The organism is Modicisalibacter xianhensis, assembly GCF_900113605.1.
Classification (GTDB): domain Bacteria; phylum Pseudomonadota; class Gammaproteobacteria; order Pseudomonadales; family Halomonadaceae; genus Modicisalibacter; species Modicisalibacter xianhensis.
On record NZ_FOPY01000004.1, the window covers coordinates 242,616 to 258,332 of the forward strand.

The window sequence follows — 15,717 nt, forward strand, 5'->3', positions numbered from 1 at the left end:
GACTCGAGGACATGGCCATGACCGATTATGCCTTGTTGACCCGCCAACTTGATGCCCTGCTAGATACCCGCGACTGGCTGACCAATGCTGCCCAGACCTGCGCGTTCCTCATGCAGGAACTCGACGACCTGAACTGGGCCGGCTTCTATCTGTACCGCCAGCCCGAAACCCTGGTACTCGGCCCGTTCCAGGGCAAGCCGGCCTGCAATCCCATTCCTTTCAGCAAGGGTGTCTGCGGAGCTGCAGCTCGCTCACGTCAGACTCAGCGCGTCGAGGACGTACATGCCGTGGCCGACCACATCGCTTGCGATACCGCGTCACGCTCGGAACTGGTCGTCCCTATCATGGTCGACGATAGCGTCTGGGGTGTGCTCGATCTGGACAGCCCACGCCTGGCCCGCTTCAGCGAAGCGGACAGGCAAGGCATCGAGCGGTTGGTCGAGGTCTTCATCAAGGCCAGCGAACTTTCTCCACTGGCCGACGGATAAGCGACCTGAAACGAAAATGCCCCGAGGAAAAACCTCGGGGCATGAATCTGGTAGGACCAAGCGGATTTGAACCGCTGACCTCCACGATGTCAACGTGGCGCTCTAACCAACTGAGCTATGGTCCTGCAATGTGACGACCTGCTGGTAGGACCGAGCGGATTTGAACCGCTGACCTCCACGATGTCAACGTGGCGCTCTAACCAACTGAGCTACGGTCCTTCAGGCGCTTTCCGCGATCACCTCGCGGCAACGGATGCGTATTCTACGCAATTTCTTGCAGATTGCAAGCTTGCGCACGAAAAAACGTGGATGATCAAGCAAGTGAGCCGCCTCCTCGTTACTCGATGGCAACGGAGAGATGCTTGAACGTAAAACGAATGGCACCATGAACAAGAATATGGCGACACACTGGACAGTGTCGTCTCGTTTCGCCTTGGCCAGGAGGCACATTGCAATGCTCGATATCGGACTGGGCATCATCGCCGCAGGACTACTGATCGCGACACTCGTCCCCTTCCTCCACATTCGCTACTGGTGGGTCCGCGGTTTCGATTTCCCTCGCCTGCAACTCGCGTCGCTGGCCGTGATCGTTGGCGCCGCCCACTGGTTCTGGGGCACGGCCGACTGGCGCTGGTGGTCGATCGCTGCCTGCATAGCGGTAGCCGTCATCCAGGCGGCGCACATTCTGCCCTGGACTCCGCTGTGGCCCAAGCCGGTAAGGACAGCGACCAGCAACCGGGAGATGCGTTACCTTACGCTGATGGTATCCAATGTGCTGACCCCCAACCGCAACGCCCAGGGCCTGCTCGAACAGATTCATGAGCACCAGCCGGAGGTCGTGCTGACGCTGGAATCCGACGAGTGGTGGGGTGAGCAGCTCGAAGCCTCACTCGGTGAAGAATGGCCACATAGCGTACGCATCCCTCTCGATAACCTCTACGGCATGCATCTCTACTCCCGGATTCCGCTAGAAGAGACCGAGGTCAAGTGGTTGATCCAGAGCGATATTCCATCGATCCACACCTGGCTGCGGATGCCCTGCGGTGCCCGGATTCGTTTTCACGCCTTGCATCCTCGCCCTCCTGCCCCCAGCGAGAGCGAGCAATCGCTATGGCGCGACGCCGAGCTGCTTCTGGTCGGCAAGGGAATCCACCGTCATGAACAGCCCACACTACTGGCAGGCGATCTCAATGATGTCGCCTGGTCACGTACTACGCGGCGTTTCTGCCGGGTTAGCGGCATGCTCGATCCACGTCGAGGCCGGGGCATGTTCAGCACCTTCCACGCCAGCTACCCATTGATACGCTGGCCGCTGGATCACATCTTCATCAGCGAACACTTCACTCTGGTCAACATGCAGCGCCTGAAAGCCTTCGGCTCGGATCACTTTCCAATCATTGCCACGTTGTGCTATCGCCCGGCACGCGCCGACGAGAACGAGACGCCCGAGGCCGACCGCCAAGAACGCCGGGAAGCTGCAGAGACGATCGACAAGGCGCGCAAGGAAGGCGATGGCGAGGCCTGAGCCCCGCCATCGACAGGAGGGAGAACTACTCGGGAATGCCTCCCCGGGTGAGCTGGGCCGGATCTAGCAGGCGTTCGAGCTCTTCCCGGCTGAGGTCGGTTTCCTCTTCGGCTACATCCACGATTGGCCGCCCGGCCTGGTAGGCTTTCTTGGCAACGGCTGCCGCCGCATTGTAACCGATGACCGAATTCAGGGCCGTGACCAGGATCGGATTGCGCGACAGCGGCGCGTCGATATTGTCGCGGCGCACCTTGAAGGTGGCGATGGCGCGATCGGCCAGCAAGCGACTGGTATTGGTCAGCAGCGTGATCGAGGTCAGTAGATTGTTGGCAACCAGCGGCAACATCACGTTGAGCTGGAAATTGCCGCTCTGCCCAGCCACGGTCACGGCACTGTCGAGCCCGATGACCTGCGCGGCAACCTGGGCGGCCGACTCTGGAATCACTGGGTTGACCTTGCCGGGCATGATCGAACTCCCCGGTTGCAAGGCTTCAAGCTCGATCTCGCCCAGGCCGGCCAGCGGCCCCGAGTTCATCCAGCGCAGGTCATTGCTGATCTTCATCACGGCGCAGGCATAGGTGCGCAAATGGCCGGACAATTCGACGGCGGCGTCCTGAGAGCCCAGGCTGGCAAAGAAACTGTCGTTGGGCCGCAGTTCGAGCCCGGTCTGGGTCGCCAGCGCCCTGGCCATGCGTTCGGCGAATTCGGGATGCGCGTTGATGCCGGTACCGACCGCCGTCCCCCCCTGCGCCAGCCGCCCCAGGCGCTGCTGCCCGTCCTTCAGGCGCTCGATGGCCTGACCCACCTGGCTCGACCAGGCCCCTAGCTCCTGGCTCATGCGCACCGGCATGGCATCCATCAGGTGGGTGCGTCCGGTCTTGACGACGTCGTCGAGTTCGCCGGCCTTGCGCTCGATGGTCGCCTTCAGATATTCCATGGCCGGCAGCAGGCGCTCCTTGACCTCCAATGCAGCGGCTAGATGAATGGCAGTGGGAATCACGTCGTTGCTCGACTGCCCCATGTTGACGTGATCGTTGGGACCGACTTCCGCCCCCTCCTGCGATGCCAGGTGCGCGATCACCTCGTTGACATTCATGTTGCTGGACGTCCCCGAGCCGGTCTGAAACACATCGATGGGAAACTGGTCGACATGCTGCCCATCCACCAGTTGTCGAGCGGCATCGACGATGGCCGTTGCCCGTGCGTCGTCCAGCAGTCCAAGATCGCGGTTGACCTCGGCAGCCGCCAGCTTGATACGGGCAATGGCTCGGATGAAGGCTGCCGGCATCGGCTGCCCGCTGACCGGAAAATTATTGACGGCACGCTGGGTCTGGGCCCCGTAAAGCGCCTTGGCGGGGACTTCCAGTTCACCCATGCTGTCGCGTTCGATTCGTGTGTCGCTCATAGCACTCTCCTATCCTTCATGATCAGCGGTTGGCCGAGGAGAACTGCGTAACCCCCAGCATCGTCACCCTCTTGTTTCGCGACGCCGCTTGCAAGCGGGCCCAACGCATCGCAACCATAGCGTTGGCTTATCGGTTGCCGTTTCGACCAGTCTTTGTAGACTGCTTCAGAAGATAGCCCCCGTGCCACAAGCCACAAGGAAACGTGTCATGAAACGATGGATTTCCGTTGCCCTGATTGGCAGCTTGCTTGCCGGATGCCAATTCATCGGCACCGATCGAGGCGATACCGCCCCGCCTGAAATCGAGGACCTCGGCGCGCCGGCCCCCGGTGTTCCCGAGCGTGCCGAACGCCAGGTAGCCTTTCCCGAAGGTGAATACGCCAAGTTAGAAAAAAATGGCAACGCGGTGCTCACCGGTCAACTTTTCGTCACGACGCCGTCGGGCCAGACGGTCTATGGCGCGAACGAAACCGTCTCGGTAGCGCCGGCAACGACTTATACGGCCGAGGCCGCCGAAGCCGCACTGGCCGGCAAGGTACTGGAAAAACAGGACCCCCGCGCCCAGGAATACACGCATTACGCCAAGACCGACGATCGAGGTTACTTCAAGGTGACGGGGTTACCCTCGGGCGTCTTCTACGTTGGCGGCCGGGTCAGTGTTCCCGGAGGCAAGCGCTATGTCATTATCGACCAGGTCCGCCTGAGCTCGGGAGAGACGGCCAAGATTACTCTCGATCGCTGACGCGATCATGGCTTGTCACCGCCTCAGCCACATGGCGAACCAACTCGGCACAAGCCTCGGGGCGCGTGATAGGAAGCATGTGTCCCTCGCCAGGGAGTCGCTTCAGTGCAGTCACGGAGACGATCCCCGCCAGCGATATGCCGTGCCGTTCGGGGTCCAGCAAATTGTCTGCTTCACCGACAAGCACCCCGATCGGCATGTTCAATTCCGAATAGCGCTCGAACATGGCCGGCATCGGATCGTTGAGCTGGCTCAACTCGAGACTCAATGTCGAAAAGGACGCCGGACGCAACCCCAGCAAGGCGCCTCCACGATGGGCAAAATCTCTTGGTGGGGTCTGCGGGGCGAATATGCGACGTAAGGTACGTCGCGCGGACAAGATTGACAGCGGTATGCCAAAGGTCGAGGCCACGGCCTTGCGTAGCCATGCCGAACGAATGGCGATCATGCGAAACGCACCGGGAATGGGCTGCACCCGAATGAGAGGCGCCAGCAATACCAGTCCACCGACGAGCTCGGGATAGTCGAGCGCGATACGCAAGGCCAATGCGCCCCCCAGGGAATGACCCACCAGCAGTGGGCGCTCCAGCCGCTCCTCCCGAATAAGCTCCGCAATGCAACGGGCCTGGAACGCCAGATCCGCGGTTTCCTCATTTCGCCACGCCGAATACCCCATACCGGGACGATCCACCGCCAAGACACGGAAACCCTCGAGTCGCTCGACCAGCGCGTAGGTAAAATGATTGAGCTGTCCGCCCAAGCCATGGAGCAAGATCACGGGCGTCCCTTCGCCCTGCTCGACGACATGCAGGCGCACGGAAGGCAAGTCGACATACCGGCCCTGCGCAGGTACCTCCCCCTCTACCCGACGCGCAACCCATCGGGTCAGCCCCCACGACACCAGCGCCAGGAGCATTAAAATGACGACGAAAAGCCCAATGACATCGAATAAAGGCATGACGTACCCTTCGGGTGCAAACATGAGTTAACGAAACATCAGCATAGCCGGCGAGAAGAATCGAGGATCATGGCTTGGGACAGTTACAAGAGCGCGCCTCCCCGAGGCACCCGTCTGCTGGAATCACACCAATTGGAGGTTGACGGCGTCCACAGCCTCTCCGTGACAAGCGACAATGGCACGTTTCCCGTCCTGCTGGTTAAGGCTCGGGAAGGCATTCACGCCTACGTCAATGCTTGCCCTCATCAATACCTGCCGCTGGATCAACGCAGCGAGAACATTCTCAGCAGTGACGGTGAACTGATTCGTTGCTCCAATCATGACGCCGCGTTTCGTGTCAGTGACGGCGAAGGCGTAGAGGGCCTGGGGCTCGGCGATTGCCTTGATGCCATTCCGGTGCATGTCGACGATCAAGGCTGGATCGTGATCGGTGAAGCCAGCCCCTAGCTGGTACAGGAGCCGTGCCCTCCTTCAGCGAAGGGCACGGGGCACTCAATCGATACGCTCGAGTGTCGTTTTGTGCAGCGCGCCGCGAGCGACATAGCCTTGCGCATTCTGCTTCAACTTTTCGATAGCCTCAGGCGTCAGTTCCCGCACGACCTTAGCTGGCGCGCCCAGTATCAATGAGTTGTCAGGGTAATGCTTGCCCTCCGTGACCACGGCCCCCGCCCCGACCAGGCAATGCTTGCCGATGACGGCTCCATTCAGTATGACCGCCTGAATGCCGATCAAGGAACCATCGCCGATCGTGCAGCCGTGCAGCATGGCTTGATGCCCAATGGTCACGCCAGCGCCGATGATCAGTGGAAATCCCGGGTCGGTGTGCAGCACGGCCCCATCCTGAACGTTGCTCCCCTCGCCCACCTCGATGGGCTCGTTGTCTGCGCGCAGCACAGCCTGGTACCAGACGCTTGCCTGGCGCTTCAGCGTTACCTTGCCAATCACCGTCGCCGATTCCGCCACATAGGTTTCCTCGCCGATGGTGGGTGCCTGCTCATCCAGCTTGTAGATCGCCATTATCCCTGCCTTTTGCAATGCCGTGAATCTCCCTTCTTACCTTATCGTGAGTGTGTCACGACATACGGCTTTGGCCGGATAGCCCCGCCAATCGCTTGACGCCCTCGGCGGCGACACCTAGCATGCGCATATAGTTTCATTTGAAACTTAATACAGGCCAGTCAAGCTTCGCCTGCGATCCGAGGAATAACCATGAACAACAACACTCAGGAATACCTGTGCGGTTTCCGCAATCACCACGCCACGGAAGCCCTGCCCGGCGCGCTTCCGGAAGGCCAGAACTCGCCCCAGCGCTGCCCCTACGGACTGTATGCCGAGCAGGTGACCGGCTCGGCCTTCACCGCGCCGCGTAGCCATAACCTGCGCAGCTGGCTCTACCGCATACGTCCCTCGGTGGCGCAAAGTGCGTACCGGCCCCTGCCCGCCGGGCTACTGGCCACGGCCCCCCCGCGCGAGCCGGCTGCCGACCCTAACCAGATGCGCTGGGATCCGCGCCCGCTGCCCGAGGCCCCCACCGATTTCATCGACGGGTTGTTGACGATCGCCGTCAATGGCGATGCCGCCGCACAGACCGGCTGTGGCGTGCATATCTACGCCTTCAACCGCGACATGCACGAGCGCTTTTTTTACGACGCCGATGGCGAGTTGCTGATCGTGCCGCAGCAGGGCGCCATCACGCTGCGCACCGAGTTGGGAACCCTGAAAGTAGTTTCAGGTGAAATTTCCGTCATTCCGCGCGGCATCAAGTTTCAGGTCCACCTCGGTGAGAATACCGACGCCGCCCGCGGCTATGTCTGTGAAAACTACGGCAGCCCCTTCGAGCTACCCGGCCTGGGGCCGATCGGGGCCAATGGCCTGGCCAACCCGCGCGACTTTCTGACCCCGGTGGCCGATTACGAGGACCTAACCGGCGAGTTCGAGCTCATCGCCAAGTTCTCGGGCCGGCTCTGGACCACCCGACTGGACCACTCGCCACTGGACGTGGTGGCCTGGCACGGCAACTACGCGCCTTACAAGTACGACCTGGCCCGTTTCAACACCATCAACACGGTCAGCTTCGATCACCCCGACCCCTCGATCTTCACCGTGCTGACCTCGGCGTCCGACACACCGGGCATGGCCAACATCGACTTCGTGATCTTTCCGCCACGCTGGATGGTGGCCGAAGAGACCTTCCGTCCGCCTTACTTCCATCGAAACCTGATGAGCGAGTTCATGGGCCTGATCCATGGCGAATACGACGCTAAGGCCGAAGGCTTCCTGCCCGGCGGTGCGAGCCTGCACAACAGCATGTCGCCCCATGGCCCCGATGCGGAGACCTTCGAGAAGGCCACTGCGGCCGAGCTGGCACCCCAACGCCTGGCCGATACCTTGGCTTTCATGTTCGAGAGCCGCTACGTGTACCAGCCGACACCAGCCGCCCTGGAAGCCGATTTCCGCCAGTACGACTACGTCGATGTCTGGGCGGGGCTACGCTCGCACTTTACGCCCGACCAGCGCTGACAACCGATTCCTGACGACAACCAAGGACCGCTTCATGAAACTCGCTTCACTCAACCAGGGCCGCGACGGCCAATTGATCGTGGTCTCACGCGACCTGACCCGCGCCGTGCGCGTGCCGCAGATTGCCGCCACCCTGCAGCAGGCCATCGAGAACTGGGACACCCTCGCGCCTCGGCTGGAAACGATCTATGCCGATCTCAACGACGGCCAGGCCACGGACGCCTTCGATCTCGACACGACCGCCCTGCACTCCCCGCTGCCACGCACCTACCACTGGGCCGATGGCTCGGCCTACCTGAACCACGTCCAGCTGGTACGCCAGGCGCGTGGCGCCGAGATGCCCGAGACGTTCTGGACCGACCCGCTGATGTATCAGGGCGGTGGCGACAGCTTCCTGGCGCCGACCGAGGACATCGAGGCGGTCAGCGAGGAGCACGGCATCGACCTCGAGGGCGAACTGGCAGTGATCGTCGACGACGTGCCGATGGCCGTGTCTCCCGAGCGAGCCGCCGATCACATCAAGCTGGTGATGCTGGTCAATGACGTCAGCCTGCGCGGCCTGATCCCGGGTGAGCTGGCCAAGGGCTTCGGCTTCTTCCAGTCCAAGCCCGCGTCGAGCTTCTCGCCGATCGCCGTGACGCCGGATGAGCTGGGCGATGCCTGGCGCGACGGTCGAGTCCATTTGCCGCTCACCGTGCACCTCAACGGTGAAAAGTTCGGCGAGCCCGAGGCCGGCCCCGACATGATCTTCAGCTTTCCGCAGCTCGTTGCCCACGCGGCGCGGACGCGCCATCTGGGCGCCGGGGCGATCATCGGTTCGGGCACCGTCTCCAACCCGGGCATCGACGGCGGCCCCGGCAAGCCCGTCGCCGATGGCGGTGTCGGCTACAGCTGCCTGGCCGAAGTGCGCATGGTCGAGAAGATCCTGCATGGCGAGATGAAGACGCCCTTCCTGCGCTTCGGCGACCGGGTGCGCATCGAGATGTACGACCGTTGGGGCAACAGCATCTTCGGTGCCATCGATCAGCAGGTCGTGCGCTACCAGCCGACATGAGCAGAGGCGCCTGATGAAACTGTACGGTTATTTCCGCTCCTCGGCGGCCTATCGCGTGCGTATTGCGCTCAACCTCAAGGGCCTGGCCTATGAGCAGGTCGCAGTCAATCTGGTCAACGGCGAGCAGCGTGGCGAGGACAACCTCGACCGCCACCCGCAGGGATTGGTCCCGACCCTCGAGACTGAGGACGGCACGCGGCTGACACAGTCGCTGGCCATCTGCGAGTATCTCGACGAGCGTTATCTCGAAACGCCCCTGCTACCTGCGGACGCCGAAGGGCGCGCTCGCGTTCGCGCCCTGGCCCAGATGATTGCCTGCGAAATTCATCCGCTCAATAACCTCAAGGTGCTCAAGTACCTGACCGGGGATCTGGGCCTGGGCGAGGATGCCAAGCTCGCCTGGTACCGGCACTGGATTCGCGATGGCTTCGAGGCACTGGAAGTCATGCTGGCCAGTTCGCCCGCCACCGGTACGTTCTGTCACGGCGATGCGCCGACCCTGGCCGATGCCTGCCTGATTCCGCAGGTCTTCAACGCCCGGCGCTTCGAGTGCGACCTGAGCGACTACCCCACGCTCCGGCGCATTGCCGAGCACTGCGACACGCTGGAGGCTTTCCAGCAAGCCGCACCGAGCGTGCAGCCGGACGCCAGGTAACCCGAAGTACTGGCAAGGCGCCCTCTCAGACGATACCTTCAGAACAGCGGCGAGTACGGTGCCAGCACCCTCTCGCCGCTTTTGTACACTCCACTTCAGCGAGGAAAGGCAAGCCCATGTGGTGTCAGAAGGAGATCCGGCTCAAGTCGCATGTGCGCGGCTTTCACCTGATCACGGAACAGGTAATTCAGGAGTTGCTCGAACTTCGGCGTATTTCCGTCGGACTGTGCCATATCTTCATCAAGCACACCTCGGCCTCGCTGACCATCAACGAGAATGCCGACCCTACCGTCCGACAGGACTTCGAGAGCTTCTTCAGCCGCGCGGTGCCCGCCGACGAGCCCTACTACCGGCACACGCTCGAGGGCAGCGACGACATGCCTGCTCACCTCAAGAACAGCCTTCTGGGCAGCAGCGTCAGCCTGCCGGTGAGCGACGGCCGCTTCAATCTCGGTACCTGGCAGGGCATCTACCTTTGTGAACATCGGGATCACGCCAGCAGTAGAACACTGGTGGTAACGCTGCAGGGGGAATGAGCAGGCGCTGGCGGGCGTCAGCTACCAGCCAAGCGCCTGCTTGACGAAGGGAATGGTCAGCTTGCGCTGCGCCGTGAGGGAAGCCCGGTCGAGACGTTCCAATGTGGAAAACAGCTCGGGCAGGCGGCGAGAGCCGCGGTGCAGGATATATCGTGCCACTTCATCGGGTAGCTGCATGCCCCTCCCCTGGGCGCGCAACTTGAGTGCCTCGAAGCGACCTTCGTCGTCCAGTCGCTGGACCTGGAAGGTAACTCCCCAGGTCAGCCGTGAGGCCAGGTCGGGTAATTTGACGTCAAGCTGGCGCGGTGCAGCCGGTGCGGAAATGATCAAGCGCTTGCCGGCATCGCGCAGCCGGTTGAAGCCGTGGAACAAGGCCTCTTCCCAACGCTTTCTACCGACGACCTGATCGATGTCGTCGATCACCACCAGGTCCAGGCGCTCGACGTCCTCGAGCATATGCGGGGGGAAATGGCCCAGGTCATTCAAGGGCAGGTAAAGGGCTCGCTTGTCGCGACGACTGGCCTCGTGACAGGCGGCCTGGAGAAGATGGCTACGGCCGGAACCCTCGCTCCCCCAGAGATAGATGAAGGTTTCACCACCGTCATCCAGTTGAGCCTGCAACGCGGCAAGTGCCGCTGCATTGCCACGCGGCATGAAATTGGCGAAGGTCGCATCGTCGCGCAGGCCGATACCGAGAGGAAGCTGCGCAGGCCCGGGTCTCATCAGGTGTCCTCATTGCCGCCGCGTTGATCGGCGACATCGTACAAGGTGCTGTTTTTATAGCGCTCATGAAGGTAGCGCAATAGTACCATGACAACTGCGGCGACGGGTAAGGCGAGCAGGATACCGGTAAAGCCGAACAACTGCCCCCCGGCGAGTACGGCAAAGATGACCGCGACCGGGTGCAGCCCGATCCGGTCCCCCAGCAGCAACGGCTGGAGCACCATGCCTTCGAGCATCTGCCCCACGGCGAATACGGCCCCCACCCCGGCCAGGTGCAGCAGGTCGCCATACTGGAAGAACGCCACCAAGGCGGCAATCGCCAAACCGACGATGACTCCCAGATAGGGGACGATGCTCGCCAGCCCGGCAACCAGGCCGATCAACACGCCGAACTGAATGCCGATCAGCGTCAGCCCGATGGCATAAATGATGCCAAGGCTGAGCATGACCATCAGTTGCCCGCGCAGGAACGCAGCCAGTACCTCATCGCACTCCTTGGCCAGGCGGGTCACGGTCGGCTCGAAGCGCCTGGGCAATAGATTCTGGATGTGCCGCTTGAGGCGATCCCAGTCCAGCAACAGGTAGAAGGTGACCACCGGAATCAGTGCCAGGTTGGCAATCCATACCAAGAAAGCCAGGCCCGAGCGCGACACCTGCGCCAGCAACGTGGCGGCAAAGGTGCCCGTCTCCTTCCAGTTGGCCATCAATGTCTGGCGCAACTGGTCGAAATCGGTGGAAAAATCCATGCCGCTGACCGACTGCACCCAAGGCAGCACCGTGGATTGAACCCAGGCGAGAATGATCGGAATCGCCTCGATCAACTGGGCGAGTTGGCGTCCCAGCAGCGGGATGAGAATCAGACAGGCCGTGCCGATCGCCAGCGACAGCACCAGAAACACCACACTGACGGCCAGCCGGCGCGAGAGCCCCTTGGCTTCCAGCCAGTCGGTCAAGGGGTCGCCCAGGTAAGCCAAAATCATGCTGACGAAAAACGGCATCAGGATCGGCGCCAGCAGCGCCAGCAACCAGATGATGGCAGCCAGCCCCAGCAGCGACCAGACTTGGATTCGTGACATTCCGCTTCCCTAGCAACTAGAAGTATTGTGGGTCCGCCTCGGCGATGCACCCTGACAGGCGCGATGCTACAATGCGCGCGCTTCCTACCACCAGGCCATTCTGACAGGACACATCATGACTCGCAGCGCTTCCGACAAGCCACAGTCCCCCTCATTGAGCTACAAGGATGCCGGCGTGGATATCGATGCCGGCAATGCCCTGGTCGAGCGCATCAAGGGCGTTGCCAAGCGCACCACTCGCCCAGAAGTGCTGGGTGGCTTGGGCGGCTTCGGTGCGCTGTGCGAGCTACCTGCCGGCTATCGCCAGCCGGTACTGGTCACCGGCACCGATGGCGTCGGAACCAAGCTGCGCCTGGCCATGGACCTGAATCGTCACGACACCATCGGCATCGACCTGGTAGCGATGTGCGTCAATGATCTCGTGGTAGCCGGTGCCGAGCCGCTGCAGTTCCTCGACTACTATGCCACGGGCAAGCTCGATGTAGATATCGCCGCCGACGTGGTCACCGGCATCGGCGAAGGCTGCCTGCAGGCCGGCTGTGCCCTGGTGGGTGGCGAGACCGCCGAAATGCCTGGCATGTACGAAGGCAGCGACTATGACCTGGCCGGCTTCTGTGTCGGGGTGGTCGAGAAATCCGAGATCCTCGACGGCAGCAAGGTCGCCGAAGGCGATATCCTGCTCGGGCTGGCGTCTTCCGGCCCGCATTCCAACGGTTATTCGCTGATTCGCAAGATCCTCGAGGTCAGCCAGGCCGATCTCGACACCGATCTCGACGGCCAGCCGCTCGGCGACGCCCTGCTTGCCCCGACCCGCATCTACGTCAAGCCCTTGCTCTCACTGATCAAGGAGAGCGGTGTCGATGTACACGCCCTGTCGCACATCACCGGTGGCGGTCTGCTCGAGAACGTACCTCGCGTGCTGCCTGCCCACCTGACAGCACGCATCGATGTGCGGGCATGGCAGCGGCCTGCCGTGTTCGACTGGCTGCAGAAGCAGGGCAACGTCGCCGAACGCGAGATGTATCGCGTGCTCAACTGCGGTATCGGCATGATCGTGGCCATACCGGCCAACCAGGCCGACGCGGCGACCCGCCATCTCGAAGCCGCCGGTGAGTGCGTCTATCGCCTGGGCGAGATCGTGGCGCGCGACGGCGACGAAGAACAGGTTCGTCTGGAGAATCTAGAGGCATGAGCGACGAGCAGTCCACCGATACGCTGAATGACTTCACAGCGGAGCAGGCCGATGCACGGCGCATCGTCGTTCTCATTTCAGGCAACGGCAGCAATCTGCAGGCGCTGATCGACGCCCAGTCCTATGGCGAACTGGGCGGCGAGATCGTCGCAGTGATTTCCAACAAGGCCGATGCCTATGGCCTGCAGCGCGCCAGGGATGCAGGCATCGACGCCGTGGTCCTGCCGCATCACGAATATGAGAACCGCGAGGCCTTCGATGGCGCCTTGATCAAGGTCATCGAACGTCACGAGCCCGACCTGGTGGTGCTGGCCGGATTCATGCGGATCCTCACGCCGATGTTCGTGCACCGCTTCCATGGGCGGCTGCTCAATATCCATCCGTCGCTGCTCCCCGATTACCAGGGCCTGAATACCCACGCTCGGGTTCTGGCTGACGGCTGCACGGAACATGGCGTCAGCGTGCACTTCGTGACCGAGGAGCTCGATGGCGGACCGGTGGTGATGCAGGCCTGCCTCAGGCTCTGCGCTGACGATACTGAGGAAAGCATTATCGAGCGCATTCATGCCCGCGAGCATCTGATCTACCCGATCGCCGTGCGCTGGTTCCTCGAAGGCCGACTTCAGCTTGGCCCCAAGGGGCCAACGCTGGACGGCATGCTGCTGCCAGCGCAGGGCATGCGCCTATCCCATGAGGATGCTGCCGAAGAGCTGGACGAAGAGATCGACGACTGAAGCGTGTCAGCCGCCATGGCCCACGCAATGGCGCCATGGCGCGAGCCCGCCGGCGACACTATCAGAAGTTGAAGCCGGCACTCAGTTGCACATGCGTTGCCGCCTCACCCCAACCCTGCACGCCACCTCCTGCCTGCACGGTGAAATCGCCTAGTCGCAGACGCAGCCCCGTATCGAGGCGAAGATAGTTTTCGTTCTCGCGCTTACGGTCTTCACCTGACCAGCGGTTGGTCGGCAGCGCTGCCAACCTGACCTCGGCACCTTCGCGAGTCTCGTCGAGATAACGCCCTCCCGCCACTTCGGCAAAGAAGCCCAGGCCACCCAGCGGCGCCCGGTCTACCAGGAAACCGATTTCCGCCTGCCGGTCGGTCACGGACTGGCCGGAAACCAGCAAGGCATTGGCCGCCGAGCCTTGCTCACGGTAGCCCTCGACATCGGCCTCGATATGCCGATAACCAATGAACGGGGCGTTGTACCAGGGGGAGTCGCTGTCGGTCAGGCGATAGTCGAGTCGCAGGTCGCCTGCCCAGCCATCGCCCTCGGTAGCGCCCTCAAGTGTCCTGCTAGCCAGCCCCAGCACGACCCGCCGCTGCAGGTCGAGGTCAAAGCTTCCCCGGCTGGCAATTGCCTGCACTCCGAGACGACCAACCTGCTGGCGCGTGAACAGGCTGAAGACTTGGCCGTCGAGTTCGGTATCCATGGGAGCGTCAAGCGAGGCTTCGCGTTGGGCGACAGCCATTCCCAGCCACCCTCGCCCGACCGGGACGACAGCCCCGACGGCTGCAGCACGATGCGTCGCCTCGAGCCTGGGGTCGTCGACATAACCACGGTTATCGTCCCAGTGCTGCTCGCCCTGCACGAACAGGCGAACCCCGTCGCTCTGCTGACCGGGACGCAACTCGCTGGCCATGGCCTGTTGCTGTGCCGCCAGGGAACTTGCAGTCAGTTCTCCGCCCAGTGCCAACCACTGCGGTGCCGCAATCAATGCATAAGCATAGTCGGCCAATATCTCCTGGCCTGCCGTGGTCGGATGCACCGTGTCATGGAACAGCAGGCGGGAGGGATCCGGCGATCCAGACGCCAGTCCATAAGCGGAGGTATCGCAAACGGGGTCACTGAAGCAGACATCGGACAACGGGATATCCGTCGCCAGCCCGAACTCGTCAGGGGATGCTGTCACCTCATCGAACAGGCCTGCAACATCCAGCCGAATGATATCGATGCGCCCATCGTAGCGGGCCAGACGCTCGCCAAGCGCCTGGTTATACACATCGACCAGCGCCGAGAATGCGTCCCGCTGGCCGCTCACCAGCCCTGCCGGTGAGTCGCCAACGTCCGGCAGGTTAGAGACCATGATGGTTTGAGCGCCTGCCGCGGCCAAGGCGTCGATCCCCATGGCCAACGTATCGGCGCTCTCTATCGCATCCGCCGGCTGGGTTACCAGGCCATCGAGAAAATCGTTACCGCCGCCATTGACGTAATACAGCGCCTTGGGATCGGCGCGGTCGTTCTCTATCAGGTAGCCATCCCGTGTACGCAGCGTCAATCCCGACCGGCTGACGACAGACCCTTCCACCTCGGTGATGGAGCCAACGATATCGTCAGTGGTATACCCGCCCGTGGCATAGTTGGTGCCATCCGGTAGCCCCAACTGATCGCGAATGACCGAAGTGGACGGTAGCAACGGCTCCAGTCCCAGGGCATCGGCCAAGCGTTGGGTACTGACTTCGCCGTAGGGCGAAGGTGCCCGGTACGTAGGTCCCTCCCGGTTGGTGAAGCGCAGGCTGCCAAGTTCGCCTAGAAGCAGGCGCTCTGGATCGGGAAACTGGCCCGAATCGCTCAGGCTGTCGCCAAATACGACCAGTTGGGAATAGCCAGTGGCACTCGTCGAAAGCAAGCAGGCCGTCAAAACGACCAGGCCTCGGCGTAACCCGAACAAACGACGAGATACGAGAAAGTCTCTCATGCGTCAGCGCCTCGCAGGATCAGGGGTGTCATGACACCCGACCGCAGCGCCATGCCTTCACAGCGTAGCCGACACTCCCCTGACTTGACGCCAAATGTGCGATTCAGTGGGCTGAAACGATACGGCCGAGCCCTGTTGGCTCG

General features: G+C 62.1%; 16 protein-coding genes and 2 tRNA genes. 10 read left to right on the top strand and 8 right to left on the bottom strand.

The window, feature by feature from the left end; translation table 11 throughout:
- Positions 1 to 17 precede the first annotated feature (17 nt).
- Positions 18 to 488: a GAF domain-containing protein gene (locus BM194_RS06130; RefSeq protein WP_092844788.1), complete on the top strand. Its 471-nt coding sequence runs from the start codon at positions 18 to 20 to the stop codon at positions 486 to 488.
- A 48-nt stretch (positions 489 to 536) separates the two neighbouring features.
- On the opposite strand, the gene BM194_RS06135 is transcribed toward BM194_RS06130, so the two are convergent.
- Together BM194_RS06135 and BM194_RS06140 are read right to left on the bottom strand one after the other, a co-directional pair.
- Positions 537 to 613: transfer RNA gene (locus tag BM194_RS06135), tRNA-Val, on the bottom strand.
- Positions 614 to 630: 17 nt separating this feature from the next.
- Positions 631 to 707, bottom strand: a tRNA-Val gene (locus tag BM194_RS06140).
- 235 nt (positions 708 to 942) lie between these two features.
- Between BM194_RS06140 and BM194_RS06150 the strand changes: the two genes are divergently transcribed.
- Positions 943 to 2,013, top strand: coding sequence for an endonuclease/exonuclease/phosphatase family protein (locus BM194_RS06150; protein WP_092844792.1), 1,071 nt, complete (start codon positions 943 to 945; stop codon positions 2,011 to 2,013).
- 25 nt (positions 2,014 to 2,038) lie between these two features.
- Here the strand turns inward: BM194_RS06150 and BM194_RS06155 are convergent, their stop codons facing one another.
- Complete coding sequence (locus tag BM194_RS06155; RefSeq protein ID WP_092844794.1) at positions 2,039 to 3,418, bottom strand: class II fumarate hydratase; 1,380 nt, start codon at positions 3,416 to 3,418, stop codon at positions 2,039 to 2,041.
- Positions 3,419 to 3,626: 208 nt separating this feature from the next.
- On the opposite strand from BM194_RS06155, the gene BM194_RS06160 reads away from it, so the two are divergent.
- A complete protein-coding gene (locus BM194_RS06160; protein ID WP_092844796.1) occupies positions 3,627 to 4,160 on the top strand; it encodes a peptidase associated/transthyretin-like domain-containing protein in 534 nt (177 codons plus the stop codon).
- On the opposite strand, the gene BM194_RS06165 is transcribed toward BM194_RS06160, so the two are convergent.
- Positions 4,144 to 5,118 (bottom strand): alpha/beta fold hydrolase, encoded by a 975-nt coding sequence (locus tag BM194_RS06165; protein ID WP_177223357.1) that lies wholly within the window; start codon positions 5,116 to 5,118, stop codon positions 4,144 to 4,146. The genes BM194_RS06160 and BM194_RS06165 overlap by 17 nt on opposite strands.
- A 69-nt stretch (positions 5,119 to 5,187) precedes the next feature.
- Here BM194_RS06165 and BM194_RS06170 point away from each other — a divergent pair, with 69 nt between their 5' ends.
- Positions 5,188 to 5,565 carry a Rieske (2Fe-2S) protein gene (locus BM194_RS06170; protein WP_092844800.1) on the top strand — a complete coding sequence of 126 codons (378 nt, stop codon included), beginning with the start codon at positions 5,188 to 5,190 and terminating at the stop codon, positions 5,563 to 5,565.
- 45 nt (positions 5,566 to 5,610) lie between these two features.
- Here the strand turns inward: BM194_RS06170 and BM194_RS06175 are convergent, their stop codons facing one another.
- Positions 5,611 to 6,135 (bottom strand): gamma carbonic anhydrase family protein, encoded by a 525-nt coding sequence (locus BM194_RS06175; RefSeq protein WP_092844802.1) that lies wholly within the window; start codon positions 6,133 to 6,135, stop codon positions 5,611 to 5,613.
- Positions 6,136 to 6,327: 192 nt separating this feature from the next.
- On the opposite strand from BM194_RS06175, the gene hmgA reads away from it, so the two are divergent.
- The 4 genes from hmgA (at position 6,328) to BM194_RS06195 (ending at position 9,883) form a co-directional block, all read left to right on the top strand.
- Positions 6,328 to 7,638: a homogentisate 1,2-dioxygenase gene (gene hmgA, locus BM194_RS06180; protein ID WP_092844803.1), complete on the top strand. Its 1,311-nt coding sequence runs from the start codon at positions 6,328 to 6,330 to the stop codon at positions 7,636 to 7,638.
- 34 nt (positions 7,639 to 7,672) lie between these two features.
- On the top strand, positions 7,673 to 8,692 hold the full coding sequence (locus tag BM194_RS06185) for a fumarylacetoacetate hydrolase family protein (protein ID WP_092844805.1): 1,020 nt from the start codon (positions 7,673 to 7,675) through the stop codon (positions 8,690 to 8,692).
- 10 nt (positions 8,693 to 8,702) lie between these two features.
- The gene (gene maiA / locus BM194_RS06190; RefSeq protein ID WP_092844986.1) at positions 8,703 to 9,347 is read left to right on the top strand and encodes a maleylacetoacetate isomerase; all 645 of its coding nucleotides are present in this window, start codon (positions 8,703 to 8,705) and stop codon (positions 9,345 to 9,347) included.
- A gap of 116 nt (positions 9,348 to 9,463) precedes the next feature.
- Positions 9,464 to 9,883: a secondary thiamine-phosphate synthase enzyme YjbQ gene (locus tag BM194_RS06195; RefSeq protein WP_092844807.1), complete on the top strand. Its 420-nt coding sequence runs from the start codon at positions 9,464 to 9,466 to the stop codon at positions 9,881 to 9,883.
- 21 nt (positions 9,884 to 9,904) lie between these two features.
- Here the strand turns inward: BM194_RS06195 and hda are convergent, their stop codons facing one another.
- Both hda and BM194_RS06205 read right to left on the bottom strand, forming a co-directional pair.
- Positions 9,905 to 10,606 (bottom strand): DnaA regulatory inactivator Hda, encoded by a 702-nt coding sequence (hda, locus tag BM194_RS06200; RefSeq protein WP_092844809.1) that lies wholly within the window; start codon positions 10,604 to 10,606, stop codon positions 9,905 to 9,907.
- A complete protein-coding gene (locus BM194_RS06205; RefSeq protein ID WP_092844812.1) occupies positions 10,606 to 11,682 on the bottom strand; it encodes an AI-2E family transporter in 1,077 nt (358 codons plus the stop codon). The genes hda and BM194_RS06205 overlap by 1 nt, the downstream gene beginning before the upstream one ends.
- Positions 11,683 to 11,797: 115 nt before the next feature.
- Between BM194_RS06205 and purM the strand changes: the two genes are divergently transcribed.
- Positions 11,798 to 12,874, top strand: coding sequence for a phosphoribosylformylglycinamidine cyclo-ligase (purM, locus tag BM194_RS06210; protein ID WP_092844814.1), 1,077 nt, complete (start codon positions 11,798 to 11,800; stop codon positions 12,872 to 12,874).
- Positions 12,871 to 13,608 carry a phosphoribosylglycinamide formyltransferase gene (gene purN, locus BM194_RS06215; RefSeq protein ID WP_092844816.1) on the top strand — a complete coding sequence of 246 codons (738 nt, stop codon included), beginning with the start codon at positions 12,871 to 12,873 and terminating at the stop codon, positions 13,606 to 13,608. The genes purM and purN overlap by 4 nt, the downstream gene beginning before the upstream one ends.
- Before the next feature lie 61 nt (positions 13,609 to 13,669).
- Here the strand turns inward: purN and BM194_RS06220 are convergent, their stop codons facing one another.
- Positions 13,670 to 15,574 carry an autotransporter domain-containing protein gene (locus BM194_RS06220; RefSeq protein WP_092844818.1) on the bottom strand — a complete coding sequence of 635 codons (1,905 nt, stop codon included), beginning with the start codon at positions 15,572 to 15,574 and terminating at the stop codon, positions 13,670 to 13,672.
- Between the last annotated feature and the right edge of the window lie 143 nt (positions 15,575 to 15,717).

Bases quoted from the DNA above. Each gene is read 5' to 3' on its own strand.
- BM194_RS06130 (WP_092844788.1), top strand. From the start codon at position 18: ATGACCGATTATGCCTTGTTGACCCGCCAACTTGATGCCCTGCTAGAT.
- BM194_RS06150 (WP_092844792.1), top strand. From the start codon at position 943: ATGCTCGATATCGGACTGGGCATCATCGCCGCAGGACTACTGATCGCG.
- BM194_RS06155 (WP_092844794.1), bottom strand. From the start codon at position 3,418: ATGAGCGACACACGAATCGAACGCGACAGCATGGGTGAACTGGAAGTC.
- BM194_RS06160 (WP_092844796.1), top strand. From the start codon at position 3,627: ATGAAACGATGGATTTCCGTTGCCCTGATTGGCAGCTTGCTTGCCGGA.
- BM194_RS06165 (WP_177223357.1), bottom strand. From the start codon at position 5,118: ATGCCTTTATTCGATGTCATTGGGCTTTTCGTCGTCATTTTAATGCTC.
- BM194_RS06170 (WP_092844800.1), top strand. From the start codon at position 5,188: ATGGCTTGGGACAGTTACAAGAGCGCGCCTCCCCGAGGCACCCGTCTG.
- BM194_RS06175 (WP_092844802.1), bottom strand. From the start codon at position 6,135: ATGGCGATCTACAAGCTGGATGAGCAGGCACCCACCATCGGCGAGGAA.
- hmgA (WP_092844803.1), top strand. From the start codon at position 6,328: ATGAACAACAACACTCAGGAATACCTGTGCGGTTTCCGCAATCACCAC.
- BM194_RS06185 (WP_092844805.1), top strand. From the start codon at position 7,673: ATGAAACTCGCTTCACTCAACCAGGGCCGCGACGGCCAATTGATCGTG.
- BM194_RS06195 (WP_092844807.1), top strand. From the start codon at position 9,464: ATGTGGTGTCAGAAGGAGATCCGGCTCAAGTCGCATGTGCGCGGCTTT.
- hda (WP_092844809.1), bottom strand. From the start codon at position 10,606: ATGAGACCCGGGCCTGCGCAGCTTCCTCTCGGTATCGGCCTGCGCGAC.
- BM194_RS06205 (WP_092844812.1), bottom strand. From the start codon at position 11,682: ATGTCACGAATCCAAGTCTGGTCGCTGCTGGGGCTGGCTGCCATCATC.
- purM (WP_092844814.1), top strand. From the start codon at position 11,798: ATGACTCGCAGCGCTTCCGACAAGCCACAGTCCCCCTCATTGAGCTAC.
- purN (WP_092844816.1), top strand. From the start codon at position 12,871: ATGAGCGACGAGCAGTCCACCGATACGCTGAATGACTTCACAGCGGAG.
- BM194_RS06220 (WP_092844818.1), bottom strand. From the start codon at position 15,574: ATGAGAGACTTTCTCGTATCTCGTCGTTTGTTCGGGTTACGCCGAGGC.